At 70.5% G+C, this 17,859-nt stretch carries 20 protein-coding genes and 3 tRNA genes; 9 read left to right on the top strand and 14 right to left on the bottom strand.

The features are described from left to right. Position 1 precedes the first annotated feature (1 nt). From BMY07_RS21280 to BMY07_RS21310, 7 genes are all read right to left on the bottom strand, one after another. Positions 2 to 1,522 (bottom strand): sugar transferase, encoded by a 1,521-nt coding sequence (locus BMY07_RS21280; protein ID WP_245782551.1) that lies wholly within the window; start codon positions 1,520 to 1,522, stop codon positions 2 to 4. A gap of 732 nt (positions 1,523 to 2,254) precedes the next feature. Further along, positions 2,255 to 2,476, bottom strand: coding sequence for a type II toxin-antitoxin system HicA family toxin (locus BMY07_RS21285; protein WP_092781439.1), 222 nt, complete (start codon positions 2,474 to 2,476; stop codon positions 2,255 to 2,257). After that, the gene (locus BMY07_RS21290) at positions 2,473 to 2,694 is read right to left on the bottom strand and encodes a type II toxin-antitoxin system HicB family antitoxin (RefSeq protein WP_092782231.1); all 222 of its coding nucleotides are present in this window, start codon (positions 2,692 to 2,694) and stop codon (positions 2,473 to 2,475) included. The genes BMY07_RS21285 and BMY07_RS21290 overlap by 4 nt, the downstream gene beginning before the upstream one ends. An 80-nt stretch (positions 2,695 to 2,774) precedes the next feature. Next, a tRNA-Phe gene (locus BMY07_RS21295) sits at positions 2,775 to 2,848 on the bottom strand. Positions 2,849 to 3,005: 157 nt separating this feature from the next. Then, positions 3,006 to 3,079 (bottom strand) — tRNA-Asp (locus BMY07_RS21300). Positions 3,080 to 3,109: 30 nt separating this feature from the next. Then, positions 3,110 to 3,182 (bottom strand) — tRNA-Glu (locus BMY07_RS21305). Between the two features lie 396 nt (positions 3,183 to 3,578). After that, on the bottom strand, positions 3,579 to 3,824 hold the full coding sequence (locus tag BMY07_RS21310; protein WP_092781442.1) for a hypothetical protein: 246 nt from the start codon (positions 3,822 to 3,824) through the stop codon (positions 3,579 to 3,581). Positions 3,825 to 4,056: 232 nt separating this feature from the next. On the opposite strand from BMY07_RS21310, the gene BMY07_RS21315 reads away from it, so the two are divergent. The 4 genes from BMY07_RS21315 to BMY07_RS21330 all read left to right on the top strand — a co-directional run bounded on the left by BMY07_RS21315 (position 4,057) and on the right by BMY07_RS21330 (position 7,478). After that, on the top strand, positions 4,057 to 4,353 hold the full coding sequence (locus BMY07_RS21315; RefSeq protein ID WP_092782234.1) for a metal-sensitive transcriptional regulator: 297 nt from the start codon (positions 4,057 to 4,059) through the stop codon (positions 4,351 to 4,353). Positions 4,354 to 4,427: 74 nt separating this feature from the next. Next, positions 4,428 to 4,601: a heavy-metal-associated domain-containing protein gene (locus BMY07_RS21320; RefSeq protein ID WP_425426338.1), complete on the top strand. Its 174-nt coding sequence runs from the start codon at positions 4,428 to 4,430 to the stop codon at positions 4,599 to 4,601. After that, complete coding sequence (locus tag BMY07_RS21325) at positions 4,598 to 6,811, top strand: heavy metal translocating P-type ATPase (protein ID WP_092781449.1); 2,214 nt, start codon at positions 4,598 to 4,600, stop codon at positions 6,809 to 6,811. Before BMY07_RS21320 ends, BMY07_RS21325 begins: the two co-directional genes overlap by 4 nt. 325 nt (positions 6,812 to 7,136) lie before the next feature. Continuing rightward, positions 7,137 to 7,478 (top strand): hypothetical protein, encoded by a 342-nt coding sequence (locus tag BMY07_RS21330; RefSeq protein ID WP_092781452.1) that lies wholly within the window; start codon positions 7,137 to 7,139, stop codon positions 7,476 to 7,478. Between the two features lie 93 nt (positions 7,479 to 7,571). On the opposite strand, the gene BMY07_RS21335 is transcribed toward BMY07_RS21330, so the two are convergent. After that, positions 7,572 to 7,775 (bottom strand): cold-shock protein, encoded by a 204-nt coding sequence (locus BMY07_RS21335; protein WP_026425160.1) that lies wholly within the window; start codon positions 7,773 to 7,775, stop codon positions 7,572 to 7,574. Positions 7,776 to 8,155: 380 nt separating this feature from the next. On the opposite strand from BMY07_RS21335, the gene BMY07_RS21340 reads away from it, so the two are divergent. Further along, complete coding sequence (locus tag BMY07_RS21340) at positions 8,156 to 9,364, top strand: L,D-transpeptidase (protein WP_092781455.1); 1,209 nt, start codon at positions 8,156 to 8,158, stop codon at positions 9,362 to 9,364. A gap of 145 nt (positions 9,365 to 9,509) precedes the next feature. Further along, a complete protein-coding gene (locus BMY07_RS35905; RefSeq protein WP_092781458.1) occupies positions 9,510 to 10,274 on the top strand; it encodes a helix-turn-helix transcriptional regulator in 765 nt (254 codons plus the stop codon). Here the strand turns inward: BMY07_RS35905 and BMY07_RS21350 are convergent. From BMY07_RS21350 to BMY07_RS21370, 5 genes are read right to left on the bottom strand one after another with little or no spacing between them, the layout of a single operon-like run. Further along, positions 10,267 to 10,785 (bottom strand): hypothetical protein, encoded by a 519-nt coding sequence (locus tag BMY07_RS21350; RefSeq protein ID WP_092781461.1) that lies wholly within the window; start codon positions 10,783 to 10,785, stop codon positions 10,267 to 10,269. The genes BMY07_RS35905 and BMY07_RS21350 overlap by 8 nt on opposite strands. Next, positions 10,782 to 11,522 carry a hypothetical protein gene (locus BMY07_RS21355; RefSeq protein WP_143073581.1) on the bottom strand — a complete coding sequence of 247 codons (741 nt, stop codon included), beginning with the start codon at positions 11,520 to 11,522 and terminating at the stop codon, positions 10,782 to 10,784. The genes BMY07_RS21350 and BMY07_RS21355 overlap by 4 nt, the downstream gene beginning before the upstream one ends. Beyond that, entirely contained in the window at positions 11,519 to 11,785 is a 267-nt protein-coding gene (locus tag BMY07_RS21360; protein WP_092781467.1) for a hypothetical protein, read from the bottom strand. The genes BMY07_RS21355 and BMY07_RS21360 overlap by 4 nt, the downstream gene beginning before the upstream one ends. Continuing rightward, positions 11,782 to 12,999, bottom strand: a complete 1,218-nt coding sequence (locus BMY07_RS21365; protein ID WP_092781470.1) for a WXG100 family type VII secretion target — start codon at positions 12,997 to 12,999, stop codon at positions 11,782 to 11,784. The genes BMY07_RS21360 and BMY07_RS21365 overlap by 4 nt, the downstream gene beginning before the upstream one ends. Continuing rightward, entirely contained in the window at positions 12,999 to 13,451 is a 453-nt protein-coding gene (locus BMY07_RS21370) for a hypothetical protein (RefSeq protein ID WP_092781473.1), read from the bottom strand. The genes BMY07_RS21365 and BMY07_RS21370 overlap by 1 nt, the downstream gene beginning before the upstream one ends. Positions 13,452 to 13,666: 215 nt before the next feature. Between BMY07_RS21370 and BMY07_RS21375 the strand changes: the two genes are divergently transcribed. Genes BMY07_RS21375 through BMY07_RS21385 form a run of 3 tightly spaced genes read left to right on the top strand, consistent with a single transcriptional unit; the run spans position 13,667 to position 16,704 of the window. Continuing rightward, the gene (locus tag BMY07_RS21375; protein WP_092782237.1) at positions 13,667 to 14,938 is read left to right on the top strand and encodes an MFS transporter; all 1,272 of its coding nucleotides are present in this window, start codon (positions 13,667 to 13,669) and stop codon (positions 14,936 to 14,938) included. A gap of 43 nt (positions 14,939 to 14,981) precedes the next feature. Beyond that, a complete protein-coding gene (locus tag BMY07_RS21380; RefSeq protein WP_092781476.1) occupies positions 14,982 to 15,563 on the top strand; it encodes a PaaI family thioesterase in 582 nt (193 codons plus the stop codon). Between the two features lie 10 nt (positions 15,564 to 15,573). Continuing rightward, a complete protein-coding gene (locus tag BMY07_RS21385; protein ID WP_092781479.1) occupies positions 15,574 to 16,704 on the top strand; it encodes a metallophosphoesterase in 1,131 nt (376 codons plus the stop codon). Here the strand turns inward: BMY07_RS21385 and BMY07_RS21390 are convergent. Then, positions 16,701 to 17,750, bottom strand: coding sequence for an RICIN domain-containing protein (locus tag BMY07_RS21390; protein ID WP_092781482.1), 1,050 nt, complete (start codon positions 17,748 to 17,750; stop codon positions 16,701 to 16,703). The two genes, BMY07_RS21385 and BMY07_RS21390, sit on opposite strands and share 4 nt — an antisense overlap. Positions 17,751 to 17,859 lie beyond the last annotated feature (109 nt).

Below are 17,859 nucleotides of genomic sequence, written 5' to 3' on the forward strand. Positions count from 1 at the left end.
GTTAGTAGGCGCCCTGGCCGGTGAACACGGCCCGGAACGTCTTCCACAGGATGACCGCGTCCAGCGCCAAGGACCAATCCTCGACGTAGCGCAGGTCCAGTCGGACCGCTTCCTCCCACGGGAGGTCGCTGCGGCCGCTGACCTGCCACAACCCGGTCAGGCCCGGCTTGACCAGCAGCCTGCGGCGCACGTCGGGGGCGTAGCGGGCGCTCTCCTCCGGCAGCGGCGGGCGCGGCCCGACCAGCGACATCGGGCCTGCGAGCACGTTGAACAGCTGCGGCAGCTCATCGATGGAGTAGCGGCGCAGGATCGCACCCACCCGGGTGACGCGCGGGTCCTTGCGCATCTTGAACAGCAGGCCGTGGCCCTCGTTCTGCTCGGCGAGCTGGGTGACCAGCTTGTGCGCGTTGACGACCATGGTGCGGAACTTGATGATGGTGAACTCGCGGCCGTCCTTGCCGACCCGGCGCTGCTTGTAGAACACCGGCCCGCGGGTGTCGATGGCGATCGCCAGCATCACCGCGATCATCACCGGGGACAGCAGCGTCAGCAGGAGCGCGGCGCCGACCTTGTCGAAGACGTCCTTGACCACGCGGCGCACACCGGTGAACGAGGGGGCCGACACCCGCAGCAGCGGCATGCCGAGCACGGCGTCGACGTGCAGGCGGGGACCGGCGACCTCCATGAGCACGGGGGCGACGACCATCTCGGCGCCGGAACCCTCGAGCTTCCAGGCGAGCTGCTGCAGGCGCTTGGGGGTCCAGTAGGCGTCCGGGGTCACCGCGACGATGCGGTAGCCGCCACGGCGCGCGTGGGTGGCCAGGTCGCGCAGCTGGCCGACCACGGGCACACCGTCGATCTCGGTGACGTCCTCGCCCATGCCGTCGGTGGTGCAGACCGCGGCGACCCGCCAGCCCAGGTGGGTGGCGCCGCGGGTGCGGGTGATGAGGTCGCGGATGGTCTCGACGTTGCCCGCGGCCATCACCGGCAGCAGGCAGCGGCCCTCGCGGCGGGCGCGGTGCAGGAACTGGCGCAGCACGTAGCGCATCGGGAAGACGAGCAGCGCGGTCGCCGGGACCACGATGAACACCCACGGGCGGATGCGGGTGATGTCGAAGAGCAGGCCACCGAGGGCCAGCACGACGGACGCGGCCACGAAGGCGCGACCGAGGCGGCGGAACTCCTCGGCGCCCTGGCCCAGGATTGCGAGATTCCACACCCGGTTAACCATCAGGGACACGACGAGGACGCCGAAGGTGACGACAGCAGTCGGCGTGAGGAGCGGGCTGGTGGGGTCGACCCGGTAGGTGACGAATCCACCGACGACCAGAACCCCGAACAGCACGGAGAACAGGTCCGACAGCAGGACGCCGGTGCGGTAGCGAGGCTCCCATCCCGCCACGGGCGGGTACGAGGGCTCGCCCGCAGGCAGGCTGCGACGCGGCTTGGTGCCACGGCGCTGGCCGCCTGGCGCTGGCCAGAGGGACGTTCTGCGGCGCGGGAGGCCGACTTGGTCACGCATCGTGTATCCCCCGTTGTGGGTGGATCGGGCATGCACGGGCACGGGGCATCCCGTGACTCGTAGCGGTGGTCTTGAAGAGGGGTGAGCTGGCCCCCGAGCTGCGGCGATCTGGGGCGTGGCTGCGATAGCTCATTCGTTTGGTTACCCGGGGCCGTTACACGGAGGGTTAGTTCTTATGTAACCCGTTCGGCGTGGTCTCTGGTGTGTAGGCAACCGATTACACAGCGCGTAGCAATCGCTGATGCACAGCCGTGACCTGCAACTGGTCTCCGCCGCAGGTGGGGTTACATCCCGTGAGCACATGGGACAGTCCACGCTGGACAGCCAGGCAGGTGACAGAGCGTATAACCTGCGCCCCAGTTGACTGGTGAATTCGCACCAGCGAGTGAGTTCCCAGCCGTCCAGCGTGACACAGGCAACGTCCCCCGCCTGCCGCCGTCCAGCCCCACCGCCTTTGCACCAATCGCGAACGCGGATAGCCCTCATCAGGTCAATTACCCCCGTGACCTGCCCAATCGCACAAAGCAGCCACACCGTTCACTGATCACACAACGTGCCGACCCCCCGTGCCGCCCCGGGGTGTTCCATACCACTCCCCTTATAGGCAACACCTATCTGTGTCCCGCCTCACACATCAACTTCCCCCAACCCGCCCAACCCCCACTACCACACCCAGCCCCATACCACTCCCAACGAATCCCCAACCCGAAACACAGGGGGATCGTCCAGGCCCTAGAGCGCCTCGAGGAGCTCGGCAGGCGTCAACCCGGCCTGCCGGACGATGGAGGCGAGGGTTCCGCGCTTGACGGTGCCGTGCATCGGCACGATGACGGTGCGGCCGTCGCCGCGGCGGTAGACAGAGTGGCTGCCCTTGGTGCGGACGTGCTCGAAGCCGAGCGACTCGAGGACACGGATGACCTTGCGGACGGAGAGGTCCGACAGGGCAGGACTCACGCGGCGGTCCCGGGAACCTGGAAAGAGGTCACGAGCGGCGTGGCGGACACCTCGGCCTCGGGCACCTCGGCGAGATACAGCTCGACCGCTTCCCTGAGGTTGCCCAGTGCCTCGGGGATGCTCGCCCCCTGACTGGCCACATCCACCTCAAGGCACTGCGCGATGAACCAGTCTTCTTCCTGGTGCACCGCAGCCGTCAACGTCCGCAGCTCACTCATACCCACAGTGTCGCACCCCTAACACGAAGAAGGCCGACCCAGGTTCGCGCTCTCCGCGAACATGGATCGGCCGTCGTCCGTGGCCAGGGGCGGGGTCGAACCGCCGACCTACCGCTTTTCAGGCGGTCGCTCGTACCAACTGAGCTACCTGGCCAAGTAACACAACACCCCCACCAGCAGCAGCTGATGAGAACCCAGACGAGCTGGGTCAGTCACCAACCGCACCGTGGGGGTCTGGGGGGTCGCCCCCCAGAAGCTAAAGCGAGCGCCCATGCCTACGCTCTCCGTAGGCATGGGTACGCCAAAGCTTGCGACCCTGACGGGACTCGAACCCGCGACCTTCGCCGTGACAGGGCGACGCGCTAACCAACTGCGCCACAGGGCCTTGCGTCACTACTTCTACTACCGTACTACGTGCTCCCAACGGGATTCGAACCCGCGCTGCCGCCTTGAAAGGGCGGAGTCCTAGGCCGCTAGACGATGGGAGCCCGACCAATTCCGGGCGAACCGATCGACCGCGCTTCCAGGTTCCCCGGTGCTACCGACCCGGTTCCTCTGGGAGCACCGATAGCTTAGGGCACGTACCCCGATCCTCCAAAACGGCCCCCCTCAACGGGGTCCTACCTGCACAAACACCGCTGCGGTCGATCTCGTCGGGAGGTCCGGCGGAGATCGTCTCCAGCGGGGGTGGTCGACCCCCGTCCGCGGCACCGGACGAGGGTCACGCTGGGTTACCTGCTTGATCGAATTGCGCGATTCCGGGGAATCGCACCGGGCGGACGGGTGGAGCCGGTTCGCGGCGCTGACGGTAAATGATCTTCGGGGGCACCCGGTGGTCATTTACCGACGGTCGGATCCGATCTTGGAAACCGTACGGAAAACGGTCAGCGGCAGACGGCGGGAGTGCCGTCGTCGCCGTCGACGAGGCCGAGCATTTCCAGCAGCTCACGGCAGTCCTCAACGGACTGGGCGCCCATCGCCACGGCCAGACGGGCGCGGTGGACCTGCTCCTCGGAGACGCGTGCGCTTTCCCCCGAACGGGGGGCCGGGACGCCGGTCGAGAACTGGTTCGACCCTCCAAGGCTGTCTTGCTGGAGAAGGAAACTGCGCACTTCGAGTGACCCGCTCATGGTGCCTCCCCGGCTTTTGTTTGGCGTGAGGCTATGAGACAAGTCGCCGCGCACACAGCCCCCCGAGGAGTGAACCGCAGTGCACCCTCGGTAGCCGTCCGTGACATCTTTTCCGACAGCGGCCGATCGAGCGCCAGGAGTTGACCACGGCAGACCACCCGACAGGGGGTTGCCGGGAGATGATCGACACAGCCGCCACCCACCCCTACCCCCTATGGGTATCCTCGACGGCATGGAGCACGAGCACACGCACCGCCCCAGCGCCAAGAAGGACGCCCACCTGCGCAGGCTGCGCCGGGTGGAGGGGCAGGTCCGCGGCCTGCAGCGGATGGTCGACGAGGACGCGTACTGCATCGACGTGCTCACCCAGGTCTCCGCCGCGACCAAGGCGCTGCAGGCCTTCGCCCTCGAACTGCTCGAGGAGCATATGGCCGGCTGCGTGGTCGACGCCGCGCGCCAGGGCGACGAGGCCGCCGCGGCGAAGGTCAGGGAGGCGGCCGACGCGATCGCCCGCCTGGTCAAGTCCTAGAGCGCTCCAGACAGAAGAGTCCTACGGGGAGGAACACCGAAGTGTCCGAGCAGACCACCTACACCGTTGCCGGGATGACCTGCGGCCACTGCGCCGCGTCGGTCACCGAGGAGCTGACCGCGATCGGCGGCGTCTCCGGCGTCGAGGTGGACCTGGCCACCGGCGCGGTCACCGTGACCAGCGCCGCCCAGCTGGACCGGGGCGCGGTCGCCGCCGCGGTGACCGAGGCGGGGTACCAGCTGACATGACCACCGTGGAGCGGCCGCCCCAGCGGGTCGAGCTCGCCATCGGGGGGATGACCTGCGCCGCGTGCGCCGGTCGGATCGAGCGCAAGCTGAACAAGCTCGACGGGGTGCGCGCGTCGGTCAACTACGCCACCGAGCGCGCCACCGTCGAGGTCCCGCCCGGGTACCCGACCACCACGCTGGTCGACACGGTCAGCAACGCCGGCTACCAGGCGAGCCCCGTGCCGGACGAGCCAGCGGAGGACGGCGCCAGCGTCGACGACGCGAAGCTGCGGTTCTTGCTGTCCGCGGGCCTGAGCGCACCGGTGATCGCGGTGTCGATGGTCCCGGCCTGGCAGTTCCCGACCTGGCAGTGGGCCGCGCTGGCCCTGTCGTACGTCGTGGTGCTGGTGTGCGCGTGGCCGTTCCACCGGGCGGCGGCGGTCAACCTGCGGCACGGCGCGGCGACGATGGACACGCTGGTGTCGATGGGCGTGGGCGTCGCGTTCCTGTGGTCGGTGTACGCGCTGCTCTGGGGCGGCGCGGGCGTGCCGGGGATGACGCACGAGTTCAGCCTCTTGCCCGCGGACCACGGCCGGGCCGACATCTACTTCGAGGTTGCCGTCGGCGTCACCACCTTCCTGCTGCTGGGTCGCTGGCTGGAGGCCCGCTCGAAGCGGCGGGCCGGGGCGGCGCTGCACGCGCTGCTCGCGCTCGGCGCGAAGGACGTGGCGGTGCTGCGCGACGGGGTCGAGGTGCGGGTGCCGGTGGGCGACCTGCGGGTCGGCGAGCTGTTCGTGGTCCGGCCCGGGGAGAAGGTCGCGACGGACGGGGTCGTCGAGGACGGCTCGTCCGCGGTGGACCGGTCGCTGGTCACCGGGGAGTCGGTGCCGGACGAGGTCGGGCCAGGGTCGGCCGTGGTCGGCGGGGCGGTCAACACGAGCGGTCGGCTGGTGGTGCGCGCGAGCAGGGTCGGCGGCGACACCCAGCTGGCCAGGATGGCGCGGCTGGTCGAGCGGGCGCAGACCGGCAAGGCCCAGGTGCAGCGGCTGGCGGACCGGATCTCCGCGGTGTTCGTGCCCGTGGTGCTCGGGATCGCGGTGCTGACCCTGGCGGGCTGGCTGGTCGCGGGCGCCTCGGCGGACAACGCGGTGACCGCCGCGGTCGCGGTGCTGGTCATCGCCTGCCCCTGCGCGCTCGGGCTGGCGACGCCCACGGCGCTGCTGGTGGGCACCGGGCGGGGCGCGCAGCTGGGGATCCTGGTGAAGGGTCCCGAGGTGCTGGAGTCGACCCGGCGCGTGACGACCGTGGTGCTGGACAAGACCGGCACGATCACCACCGGGCGGATGTCGGTGGTCGACGTGGTGCCCGCGCCCGGGGTCGACGCCGAGCGGCTGCTGCGGCTGGCCGGGGCCGTCGAGTCGGCATCGGAGCACCCGATCGCCCAGGCGATCGCGGCCAGGGCAGTGAGCACGGCGCGGGTCGAGGAGTTCCGCAACGCGGAGGGGCTCGGGGTGACCGGTGTGGTGGACGGCAGCCGGGTCGTCGTGGGGCGGCCGGGGCTGTTGGCGCGGCACGGGATCGAACTGCCCGAGGTGCTGGTGTCCGCGATGGCCGAGGCGGAGGCGAGCGGTCGCACGGTCGTCGCCGCGGGTGCGGACGGCGTGGCGCTCGGGCTGGTCGCGGTGGCGGACACGGTCAAGCCGACCAGCGCGGAGGCGGTCGCCCGGCTGCGCGCGCTCGGGCTGCGACCGGTGCTGCTGACCGGCGACAACGAGCGGGTCGCGCGGGCCATCGCGGCGGAGGTCGGCATCACGGACGTGGTCGCCGGGGTGCTGCCCGCGCAGAAGGTGGCCGAGGTCGAGCGGCTGCGGGCCGGGGGGGCCGTGGTCGCGATGGTCGGCGACGGGGTGAACGACGCGCCCGCGCTGGCCGCCGCCGACCTCGGGTTGGCCATGGGCACCGGCGCGGACGCGGCGATCGAGGCGGGGGACCTGACCATCGTGCGCGGCGACCCGCGGCTGGTCGCCGACGCGATCGCGCTGTCGCGGCGGACCCTCGCGACGATCAAGGGCAACCTGTTCTGGGCGTTCGCCTACAACGTCGCGGGCATCCCGCTGGCGGCCCTCGGACTGCTCAACCCGATGATCGCGGGGGCGGCGATGGCGTTGTCAAGTGTCTTCGTGGTCGCCAACAGCCTGCGGTTGCGCGGATTCCGCCCGGCAGCGGATTGACAGCTGGGGTCGGCCGGTGCCGTCGGAAGATCATTTCCGCAGGTCACTACCGGTGGGAAGGCCACAAGGCAAGGCGAACATCAGGTGAACATTGCCGGCAAATTTTCGCACTGAGGCCTCCCGTGGAGACCCGTGCGCGTGCAACAATCGTGGCGCTGACACACCCCCGGTCAGCACCTGTGGAGATCCCCTCCGGCCCCCGCGTTCCTCCCCCTGGCGCGGGGGCCTCTCCATACCCGCAGGTCAACGCGCCGGGGCCGCCGAGGTTGCTGTGTCGCCAGTCACACCCGCTGCGGCCTCGCGACCGAAACGTTATCGTGTCCCGGTGCCTTTTCCCTCTTTCGGACGCAGCCGGACCGATCTCAAAGCGGTCGGCACCAGCACCGGGCGCCACCGCACGGTGGGGCAGCAGCAGGTCGAGGACACCCTGCCCGACCACGAACTGGAGTCCTACCTCGCGGCGCTGTCCCCGGACTCCGACGCCGAGACCACCGGCTCCGGTCGCCGCTTCGGCTCCGCCGAGGTCTTCCAGCTGCGGCTGTCGCTGATGGCGACCGAGCAGCTGCGCGAGCTGGCCGCCTACCGCCAGACCTCCCCGATGGCGCTGGCCCAGGAGTGGGTCATGCAGCGCCTCGAGTGGGAGGCGCAGCAGCTGCAGCGCCGCTAGCCCCCGGACGAACCCACCACGAGACCACGACGGTGCGAAGGCCCCGAACCCACGCGCGGGTTCGGGGCCTTCGCCGTTGTCCAGCGCGGTGAACTACAGCGGGACGACGTTCGTCGCCTGCGGGCCCTTGGTGCCCTGCCCGACCTCGAACTCGACCCGCTGGTTCTCCTCAAGGGTGCGGAAACCCTTGCTCTGGATCTCCGAGTAGTGCACGAAGACATCGGCGCCGCCGTTGTCCTGCGCGATGAAGCCGAAGCCCTTCTCGGAGTTGAACCACTTGACAGTGCCCTGTGCCATAAACCTGCCTCCATCGCAGGAGCATGGGGCTGCACCGTGCAACCCCGGGCCGCCCTCGGGCGATACTCCCGCCTACCTCAGCGGAAAAGCAGCGCGCCCGCGTAGTCGTTCCGCGAGCGTGAATCGCACGAACACAGAAACCACGGCCTGCAAACGAAAGCGTATCGGCTCGGCAGGGGCCGCACTACTGCCTGACGGGCGCTCGGCTAGCCCAAGCGGGTGATCTGCTCCAGCACGCTCCGAAGTGGTCGCATCGCTCTCCGGATTCGGGTGTCCGGCAATGGAAAGTGACACGAGTCACACTTGTTCCGGTCAACGATCCTCCCCGCCGCGGCGTCGTTATCAGTGTTCGAATGGCTTGTGGGGGAAGGGAAGTCGCGATGGGTGCGTGGGGCGGACGACGGCGGGGGCCAGTGGTCGGGTTGGTCGGCGCGGCGCTGGTCGCCGTGCTCGGCCTGAGCGGCTGCACGACGGGGGAATCGATCGCCGCGACGGGGGGACCCGGCGCGGTCGAGCAGACCACCCAGGCACCGGCGAAGCCGTCCGCGAAGGTCACCGCGACGCCCGCAGCCGACGCCAAGGACGTCAGCCCGGGCGGCCCGATCACCGTGGCGGTCGCGGACGGCGCGCTGGAGGCGGTCACCCTGACCAACCCGGATGGCAAGCAGGTCAAGGGAGAACTCGCCGCCGACAAGAAGTCCTGGGCGGTCACCGAGCACCTCGGCTACGGCAAGACCTACACCTGGGCGGGCACCGCCCTGGGCACCGACGGCAAGAGCGTCGCGCTCGCGGGCTCGTTCACCACGGTCAAGCCCAAGCGGACCGCCAGGGCGAGCCTCAACACCGGTGACGGCCAGACCTACGGCATCGCGATGCCGGTCGCGGTCGTGTTCGACGCGCCGGTGAAGGACAAGGCCGCCGTGGAGAAGGCGATGACGGTGACCACGACCCCGGTCAACGAGGGCGCGTGGGCGTGGCTGGACGAGAGCACCGCGCACTGGCGCCCCAAGGAGTACTGGAAGCCGGGCACCAAGGTCGAGGTGGCCGTCGACATCTACGGCGTCGACCTCGGCGGCGGCACCTACGGCCGCGACGACGTGACCTCGGCGTTCACCATCGGTCGCGCCCAGGTCGTCAAGGCCGACACCAAGACCCACCGGATGCTCGTCTACCGCGACGGCGTGCAGACCCACGACTTCCCGGCCTCGATGGGCCTGGAGTCCGACCCCGGCCGCGTCACCAAGTCCGGCACCCACGTGGTGATGAGCAAGCACGCCACCTACGGCATGACCAACCCCAAGTACGGCTACGAGAACGTCGTCGTCCCCTGGGCCGTCCGCGTCTCCAACAACGGCGAGTTCGTCCACGGCTACGCGGGCTCCATCCCCGACCAGGGCAAGCGCAACGTCTCCCACGGCTGCGTCAACCTCGCCCCCGCCAACGCCAAGATCTACTACGACACCGCCCTCGTCGGCGACCCGGTGGAGATCACCGGCAGCACCCAACAACTCAGCAAGGCCGACGGCGACTACTACGACTGGGCCCTCTCCTGGGACAAGTGGACCTCCATGTCGGGCGCCGCGAACTGACCACTGCGGTACCCGAGGGTGGCTTCCACTGCGGAAGCCACCCTCGGTCGCGTTTGAGGGCCTTGTCGCGGCCGGATGGGGTCGCCCGACGCCTGGTTGTGCGTGTTCCCGGGCTGGTGCTCGCGCGGCGGCTAGGTTGTTCGGTATGGAGGCTGAGGTTGCTGCCGGGGAGTTGGTGGTGCGGGCTTCTGGGGCGGCCGCGGCGGTGATGGCTATTGAGGGGCGCGAGCGGGCGGAGCCGCGGCAGGTGCAGGTGTTGTTGCGGGCCGGGGTGGGGCGGGTGCCTGCGGCGGGGGTGGCGTTGGGGTTCGGGGAGTGTTCGGTTCGGGTGCGGGGTGGGGTGGTGCTCATCTCGGTGGCGGCGGGGAAGTTGTCGGTGGGGTTCGGGGAGTTGCGGCCGCTGTTGTTCCAGCCCGTGCCGTTGGGGCGGGGGTTGCAGGCGTTGGTGGCGGCTTCGGTGGGACACCTGGTGGCGGCGTCGGGGACGTTGGACCCGCACGGGGCTCGGGCGTACGTGATCGGGTTGGCGGAACTGGTGTTGCGCAGCGCCTTGCGGACCGAGCTCGACCGGGCCGACGCGCTGGCGACCCGGCGGCGGGCCGCGGTGGACTACATCCGCGAGCACCTGTCCGATCCGGCGCTCGCCGCCGACCGCATCGCCGAGGCCCTGTTCATCTCCCGGCGCAGGCTCTACCAACTGTTCGACGACGGCGACGGCGTCTCCGGCCGCATCCGCGCGATGCGGATCGAACGGGCCAAGGAACTGCTCGCCGACCCCGCGCAGGGGATTCGTGGGATCGGCGAGATCTCGCGGCAATGCGGTTTCGCGAATGCCGCCCACTTCTCGCGGACGTTCCGCAAAACGGTCGGTGAGTCCCCCAGTGACTACCGGGACAAACTGCTCAGGTGAACTCCAACGAGGTCACCAATTGGCCGAGGAGTCCAGCCAGTTCCCACCAACCCCGCCCCGTCGCCGAGTGCAGGGTGAACACCGCGACCCGGCGGGTTCCCGGGTCGAGCACGACAGCCTGGAGTTGGCAGCCGGGAGACGCGGTGATGCGCTCGACCACCACCACCGGGTAGCCGCGTTCGGTCTGGGACTCGGTGACGTCCGCGATGTCGTCCTGGCCGAGGTGGGCGCAGAGATCGGCGGCGGTGCTGGAGGCCGTGGGTGCGTCCGTGGTGGTGAGGAGCGCGGTGAGGACGGCCGGGTCGGCCGCCGGGTGGGTGATGGTGGCGACCAGTCCGGCGCCGCTGCTGTGCGCGAGGTCGGCGGCTTCCTGAGCGGACTGGGCGACGCCGGGGTCGTGGCAGGCCTCTTGGCCGCGGGTGGCGAGCATGAGCGCGGTGAGCTCGGCGGCGGTGCGCTCCGGGGAAGCGAGCGTGACCGGCGTGATCCCCTCGACCGCGGCCAGTCTCACCGCGGGCGCTCGACGACGGTGATCGTCCCGCCCGCCGGCGGCGCCGACCGCAGCCCGGCGGCGAACGCGCCCACGGCCCCGGTCGGTCGTGACGCGCTCGCGGGGGCCGCGATCAGACCCGCCATCGCCGACGAGGTGGTGGACATCCGGTGCAGCAGGTCCGCGATGGACCGGACGGCCGAGGTGGCCTCGATCGCGTTGCCGCGCAGGGAGTCCAGCTGGTCCGCGACCCGGTCGGCCGCCAGTTGGTGGTCGGCGGCCAGGGTCCGCGCCTCGCGGAGCACGGCGTCGAGGCGGTCGCGCAGGTCCCCGAGCGCGGACTCGGCCGCGGCGTGCTGGGCGGCGGCATCCGCGGACCGGGTGAGGTCGACCTCGTCGCGCCAGCGGTCCACATCGTCCTCCGCACTCGCGATCCGACGACGCAGCGCCGTGGCCTCGCGGTCGAGTCGCTCGGCAGCCGCCTTCGCGGCCACCAGGGTCTGCGCCCATCCCATGAGGACAGTCGCCGCTTCACGCAACACACCCACCCGCGCCGCGGTACCACCACCCCGCACCCGGTCGGCGAACCCCGATGCCGCGGCACCGGTCCACCCGGAGGCCGCCTCGCGCCCCCGCTCAGCAGCCAAATCCCCCTGCTCCAACGCCTCCGCCGCGGCGAGGTATCCCCGGGCCAGATCCGCAACGGCCTCCGGATCGCCAGCAGCCGGATCAAAACCCAAGCCGGAGTAGGTGCTCATCGGAGGCGGTTTGTGGTGGTGGTGTCGTCCTGCAGGTAGGCGTCCCGGGCTGTGGTGATGGTGTCGGCGGTGGCTCCGAGTGTGGAGGCTAGGGAGGTCAGGGCGTCCTGGGTGTCGGTGGTGAAGGCGGCGACTACGCCGTTCAGCCTGCCGGGGCCTGCGTTGATGTGGTCTAGGTGGACGTCGGCGAGCGAGGTGGTGGCGTCGCGCAGGATTGTGGTTGCGGTGGTGAGTTCGCCGGGGTCGACGGTGTAGCCGGTCATGCGCCGAACACCTCGGGGTACGCGGGGGGCAGGTCGTCGAAGAAGTCCATGCCCTCCATGTAGCGGTTCTTGTGTTCGAGGTCGTCCTCGCCGTTGGCGCCGGCGCCGCCCATCGGTGGGTACATGCCACCCGCGGCCCCCGCACGTCCAGGCGTGCCCTCAACTAGACCGCCGCCTGCACGGCCACCACCGAGTCCGCCCGTGCCGGAGAAAGCGCCCCCACGCGGCACCGCGTCACTACCGGTCCGCGCCCCGCCGAAGCCGGGCCCGAAACCGCCACCGCCGTACGCGCCACCAGCCTGACCAGCGCCGTAACCAGTCGCGCCGGGGCCGTAGCCGGACGACGCGTTGGGCCCGTAGCCCGTGGTCGACGGCGGCGCGTAGTTGGACACGTCAGTCCCGCTGTCCGGACCGTTCGGGTCGTTCGACTCAGGCGGGTTCGGGGGCGGGACGGGCGGGACCGGTGGGACCGGCGGCTTATTGGGCCCGGGGGTCGGCGGCGGCCACGGCGTGGGCTGGGGGATCGGGGTGTAGTTGATCTTCGGGACCTGGTTGTCGCCGGGGCGCGGGGCGGGGGCGGCCGCGGTGTAGTCCGGCAGCGCGGTCCGCACCTCCTGGCTGTGCGCGGCGAAGGTGTTCATCACGCGCACGGCCTCGGCCTTGGCGTTGTCGTGCTCCGCCTGCTTGGGCTGCTGGTCCTCGGTGAGCGCCTTGAGCAGGATCGCGTCGCTCGGGTCGCGGTCGACCTTGATGTCGTAGCCCGCGTCGAAGTGCTGCCGCGCGTAGTAGAACACCGGCTCCGGCATGGTCTTCTGCGCGTGGACCACGGCGTCGGTGAAGTTCGACAGGCCCTCGCCGATGCGGTCGGTGGTGTGCGCGGCCTCGCCCGCCCACTGGGTGAGCCGGGTGTTGGACTCGGCCGCGTTGCGGGCCGCGGGACCGCGCCAGGTGCCGAGCAGGTTCTGCAGGATGTCCTGCACCTCGCCGGTGGTGCCCGCGATCCGCTTGGACAGCGCCGCCCACTGCTCGGCGCGCTCCCCCAGCCGCCCCGGCTGCGCCTTCATGACCATGTTGTAGAGGCTGGCGTGGTCGTAGTAGTCCCAGTTGACCTCGTTGAGGTCGTCGAGCTCCCGGTTGCGCGCGCGACCCTGCTTGTCCCGCAGCTGGGCCGCCGTGGGTCCGTGGTCGTCGCCGTACGCGTGGTGACCCGCCATCAGAGCGCACCTCCCGCGTGCCGGATCGCGTTCTCGGCGTGCTCGTCGACGCCGCGGTAGGCGGCCAGCGTCGCGCTGATGGTGGCGCGCACCTCGGCGAGCTCCTCCAGGTAGTTGGCCAGGACCTTGCGCAGGCCGTCGGTGGTGTCGGCGCGCCCGAGGAACGTCCGCGACATCGTCGCGGCGATCGGACCGGCACCCGCTGCGAGCGGCTCACCGAGGTCCTCGGCGGCCCGCAGGTGGGCGACGAGGTCCCTCTGCAGTGCGGCCAGCTCGGTCTCGGCCCGCTGCAGCGCCGCGTAGTCGACCTCCAGCCCGTCAGTGCCCGACCCCGTGATGGTGAAGTCCCCCCGGGGACCGGCCACCACATCGACCACGAGCTCTGCCCGGGTCACCGGTTTGAGCTGGGCGCGAAGCGCCTCGGCCTCGCGCGCGTTGTGGACCCACGTCATGTCTTTCCTCCACCCGCCTCTCCACCACCAGCGTGACCGACGGTGAACCCGCGTTCTACCCAACCCGGGCGCTTGTGCACAACTGGGCACGTCCGGCGCTCACACGGTCATCAGCGCCGGTGAATCAGTGACGTTACCCTCCACGAGTGAGTGAATCAGACACGACGGAGAAGCCGGGGACCCCCGCAGTGCGCCGCGCGGTGGCCGCGTCGGCGATGGGCAACTGCATCGAGTGGTACGACTTCGGCGTCTTCGGGTTCATGCCCGCCGTCCTCGGCGCGGTGTTCTTCGACGCCGCGACCCCGACGGAGAACGTGCTGGGCACCTTCGCGGTGCTGGCGGTCGCCTTCGTCGCCCGGCCGTTCGGCGGGTTCGTGTTCGGCCCGCTCGGCGACCGGATCGGCAGGCGCAGGGTGCTGGCGGCGACGATCGTGCTGATGTCCGGGTCGACGTTCGCGATCGGACTGTTCCCCTCGTACCAGACGGCCGGTGTGCTGACCCCCATCCTGGTGGTGCTCGCCCGGCTCGTCCAGGGCTTCTCGGCGGGTGGTGAGTACGGCGGCGCGGCCACGTTCATCGCCGAGTACGCCCCTGACCGGCGGCGCGGCTTCCTGGGCAGCTGGCTGGAGTTCGGCTCGCTTGGCGGGTACCTGCTGGGCGCGGGCGTGGTCACCGCGTGCACGATCGCGCTCGGCGACGCGGCCATGGCGGACTGGGGCTGGCGGGTCCCGTTCCTGCTCGCGGGTCCGCTCGGGCTGGTCGGGCTGTACCTGCGGACCCGGCTGGAGGACACCCCGCTGTTCGCCGAGATCACCGCCAAGCAGCAGGTGGAGGCGTCGCCGCTCAAGGCCGTGCTGCGCACCCAGTGGCGGCCGATCCTGCACCTCATCGGCTACATCGTGCTGCTCAACATCGCCGACTACGTGGCCCTGACCTACATGGAGTCCTACCTGACCACCACGTTGGGACTGTCCGGTCGGACACCGCTGCTGGTCATCATGGCCGTGATCGTGGGGATGATGGCCCTGGTCGGCCCGGTCGGCGCGCTCACCGACCGCCTCGGCCGCAAACCGTTCCTCTACGCCGCGTGCGCCGGGTTCCTCGTCCTGCCGATCCCGGCCTTCACGCTGATGGACGCGGGCAGCACCATCGCCCTCGTCGCGGGCCTGGCACTGATCGCGCTGCCACTGACGTTCCTGCTCGCGACCATCCCCTCCGTCCTCCCCGCGATGTTCCCCACCCGCGTCCGCTACGGCGCGTTCGCCATCGGCTACAACCTGTCGACCGCTCTGTTCGCCGGGACAGCGCCGTACATCGTGACCAAGCTCGTGGCCTCGACCGGCGACCAGCTCGTCCCCGCGTACTACCTGATGGGCGCCGCCCTGATCGCCGCCGTGCCCATCCACCTGCTGCCCGAGACCGCGGGCAAACCCTTGCGCGCCCTCGACGACGACCCGGCCCCGGCGGAACCCGCGCGGGCCCGCTGACCGTGTGCGCGGCCACAGCGGGGTCGTTGCCTACTCTTCGGTAATGAGTCGAACCGCTGATGCGTGGCCGCCCGTGGCGGTGGAGTTGCCGGAGCGCCACGAGGACACCCCGGCGCCGGGGACGGACCTGCCGCCGCACTACGCGTACTGCTTCGGGTGCGGCGATCGGCAGGAGGACGGGCTGCACCTGCGGGCGTCGGTCGGCGAGGGGCACCACATCCGGTCCCGGTTCACCGTCACCGAGGCCCACCAGGGCGCGCCGGGACTGGCCCACGGCGGGCTGCTGGCGTGCGCGTTCGACGAGGCGCTGGGCACGACCGTGGGGAACCTGCTGCGCAGGCCCGCGGTGACCGGCAGGTTGGAGACGGACTTCCTGCGGCCGGTCCCGGTGGGCACGACGCTGGTGATCGACGCGCGGCTCGACGGGGTCGCGGGGCGCAAGGTCTACGTGAGCGCGGAGGGCCGGATCGACACCGAGGACGGGCCGGTGGCGGTGCGGGCGCGGGCGCTGTTCGTGCTCGTGGAGTTGAAGCACTTCATCGACAACGGGCGCGCCGAGGACCTGCGGGCGGTCGCCGCCGACCCCAGCCTGCTCGGGTCACGGCCGGTGGAGCTCAATCCGTAGGCTGGGCAGCATGTTCATGGCCGTGGTCGGGCTCGGTGTGCTGGCGCTGCACCTCTACCTGTGGAAGCGGCTGGTGCGCGACACCACCAGGACGGCGCGGGCCAGGCGGATCGGCACGGTCGTGCTCGGGGTGTTCGCGCTGCTGGCGGTCGCCGCGCTGGTGCTGCCCCGGTTCGTGGGGATCGCGGCCGCTGAGTGGTTCGCGTGGCCGGGCTACCTGTGGCTGGCGGTGTTCTTCTACCTGCTCCTGCTGCTGGCCGTGCTCGAACTGCCCCGGTTGGCGCTGCGCAAGTGGACCAAGCCCAACGGCGAGACCGACGAGAGCAGGCGGCTGTTCCTGGCGCGCGCGGCGGGCGTGGTGGCGGGTGCGGCGTCGGCGAGCATCGTGGGCGCGGGCACCGTGTCGGCGCTGGGCCCGCCCGCGGTGAAGCGGGTGGCGGTACCGATCGGCGGGCTGGCGCCCGGGCTGCGCGGGTTCCGGATCGCGGTGGTCAGCGACATCCACCTCGGCCCGCTGATGGGCCGCGCGCACACCGAGCGGATCGTGCGGATGATCAACGAGACCCAGCCGGACCTGGTCGCCATGGTCGGCGACCTCGCCGACGGCACGGTCGCCGAACTGGGCGGTGCCGCTGCCCCGCTCGGCGACCTGGAAGCGCCGACGTACTTCGTGACCGGCAACCACGAGTACTACTCCGGCTACCAGCCCTGGATCACCGAACTGGAACGGCTCGGCCTGAACTACCTGCACAACGAGAACACCCAGATCGTGCACAACGCCACCGCGTTCACCCTCGCGGGCGTGACGGACGTGACAGGCAAGACCTTCGACGACGGCCCGGACATGAAGAAAGCCCTGGCAGACAAGGCAGGCGCGACCGTCCTCTTAGCCCACCAACCCGTCCAGGTCGAACAGGCCGCCCACCTCGGCGTCGACCTCCAGCTCTCCGGCCACACCCACGGCGGCCAGCTCTGGCCGTTCCACTACGTCGTGCGCGCGGCCCAGCCCGCGGTGTCCGGCCTCTCCAAAGTGGACAACACGTGGCTCTACGTCACCAACGGCGCGGGCACCTGGGGTCCGCCGGTCCGCGTCGGCGCCGCGCCCGACATCTCGGTCGTCGAGCTGACTCCGGGCGCCTAGCCCTTGCAGTCGGTCGGCGGGGTCTTGGCCGCTTTGAGCACGATCGAGCTGAGCTTGGAGTCGGTCCCGTCCTTGGCCGGGATGATGATCGCGGCCTTCTGCGTCCAGCTCTGACCGCCGATGTCCAACGTCCAGGTGCCGGTGACCTTCTTGACCAGCGCCGCCCGCGTCACCCAGCCGTACTCGCCGGGCGCGAGGGTGATGGACACGGTGTCGGTCACCGCTTCCGAGCCGATCCAGCTGTGCGCGTAGTTCGCCTGGATCTGGGTGGTGACCTGCGCCTTGATGCCCAGGCTGACCCCGACCTGGACCGACACGGAAACACTGCCGCCCACGGTGTTCTGCCACCCGACGGTCTGGTTCCACGCGCGCGAGTAGGTGGCGTTGTTCGGGGTGCCGTTCTTGACCAGCAGGCTGACGCAGGCGACCGGGGCGAGGTGCGCCGGGTACTTGGTCTTGTCCTCCTTCCAGCCGCAGGTCTGCGGGTTCTTGTCGCACCGGTCCATGGCGTACTTGACCGCCAGCGTCTTGGTGCCGGGGAGGTTGCTGGTGACGCCGAGCTTGAAGGACTGCTGCGCGTTGCCCTTCACGCAGTCGTCGACGTAGACGTACCCCTCGTCGTCCAGCGTCCAGCAGTAGCCGGTGTCCTCCTGCTTGAGGTAGAAGCTGGAGAAGTCGTCTGCGAAGGGCACCAGGTGCCAGCGCTGGCTGGACTGGCCGACGCACTCCCACTGGTCGAGGTAGTCGTTGGTCCGCCAGACGTCGACGCAGTTGCCGCTGGCCAGGTTGCGGATCCGGAAGGTGAAGTCGGCGTTCTGCTCGACCTTCCAGAACGACCGGTCACCGAGCGCGCCGCCGAACTGGAGGTAGGAGTGCGCGTCGCCAGGATCCTCGATGTCGAGCCCACCGGCGAACGCGGCGCTGGTGAACTGCAAGCAGTTGAGCGAACCCGGCGACGCACACCCGGCCGGGGCCGCCGTCGCCGCCGTGGGGGTGATGACCGCCGCCACCAGGACGAGCAGCACGAGCATCGCCAGTCTGCGCATCGCCGACCCGCTTTCGGTTGTCCTATCCGGACTTCCGATCGTGGGCTCCGCGAGGAGGGGCAGCAATCCCCGGGAAGGGTCGCTGAACCACCTCTTCTAGCTACAGCGC

It is taken from the genome of Actinokineospora terrae (genome assembly GCF_900111175.1).
Lineage (GTDB): Bacteria > Actinomycetota > Actinomycetes > Mycobacteriales > Pseudonocardiaceae > Actinokineospora > Actinokineospora terrae.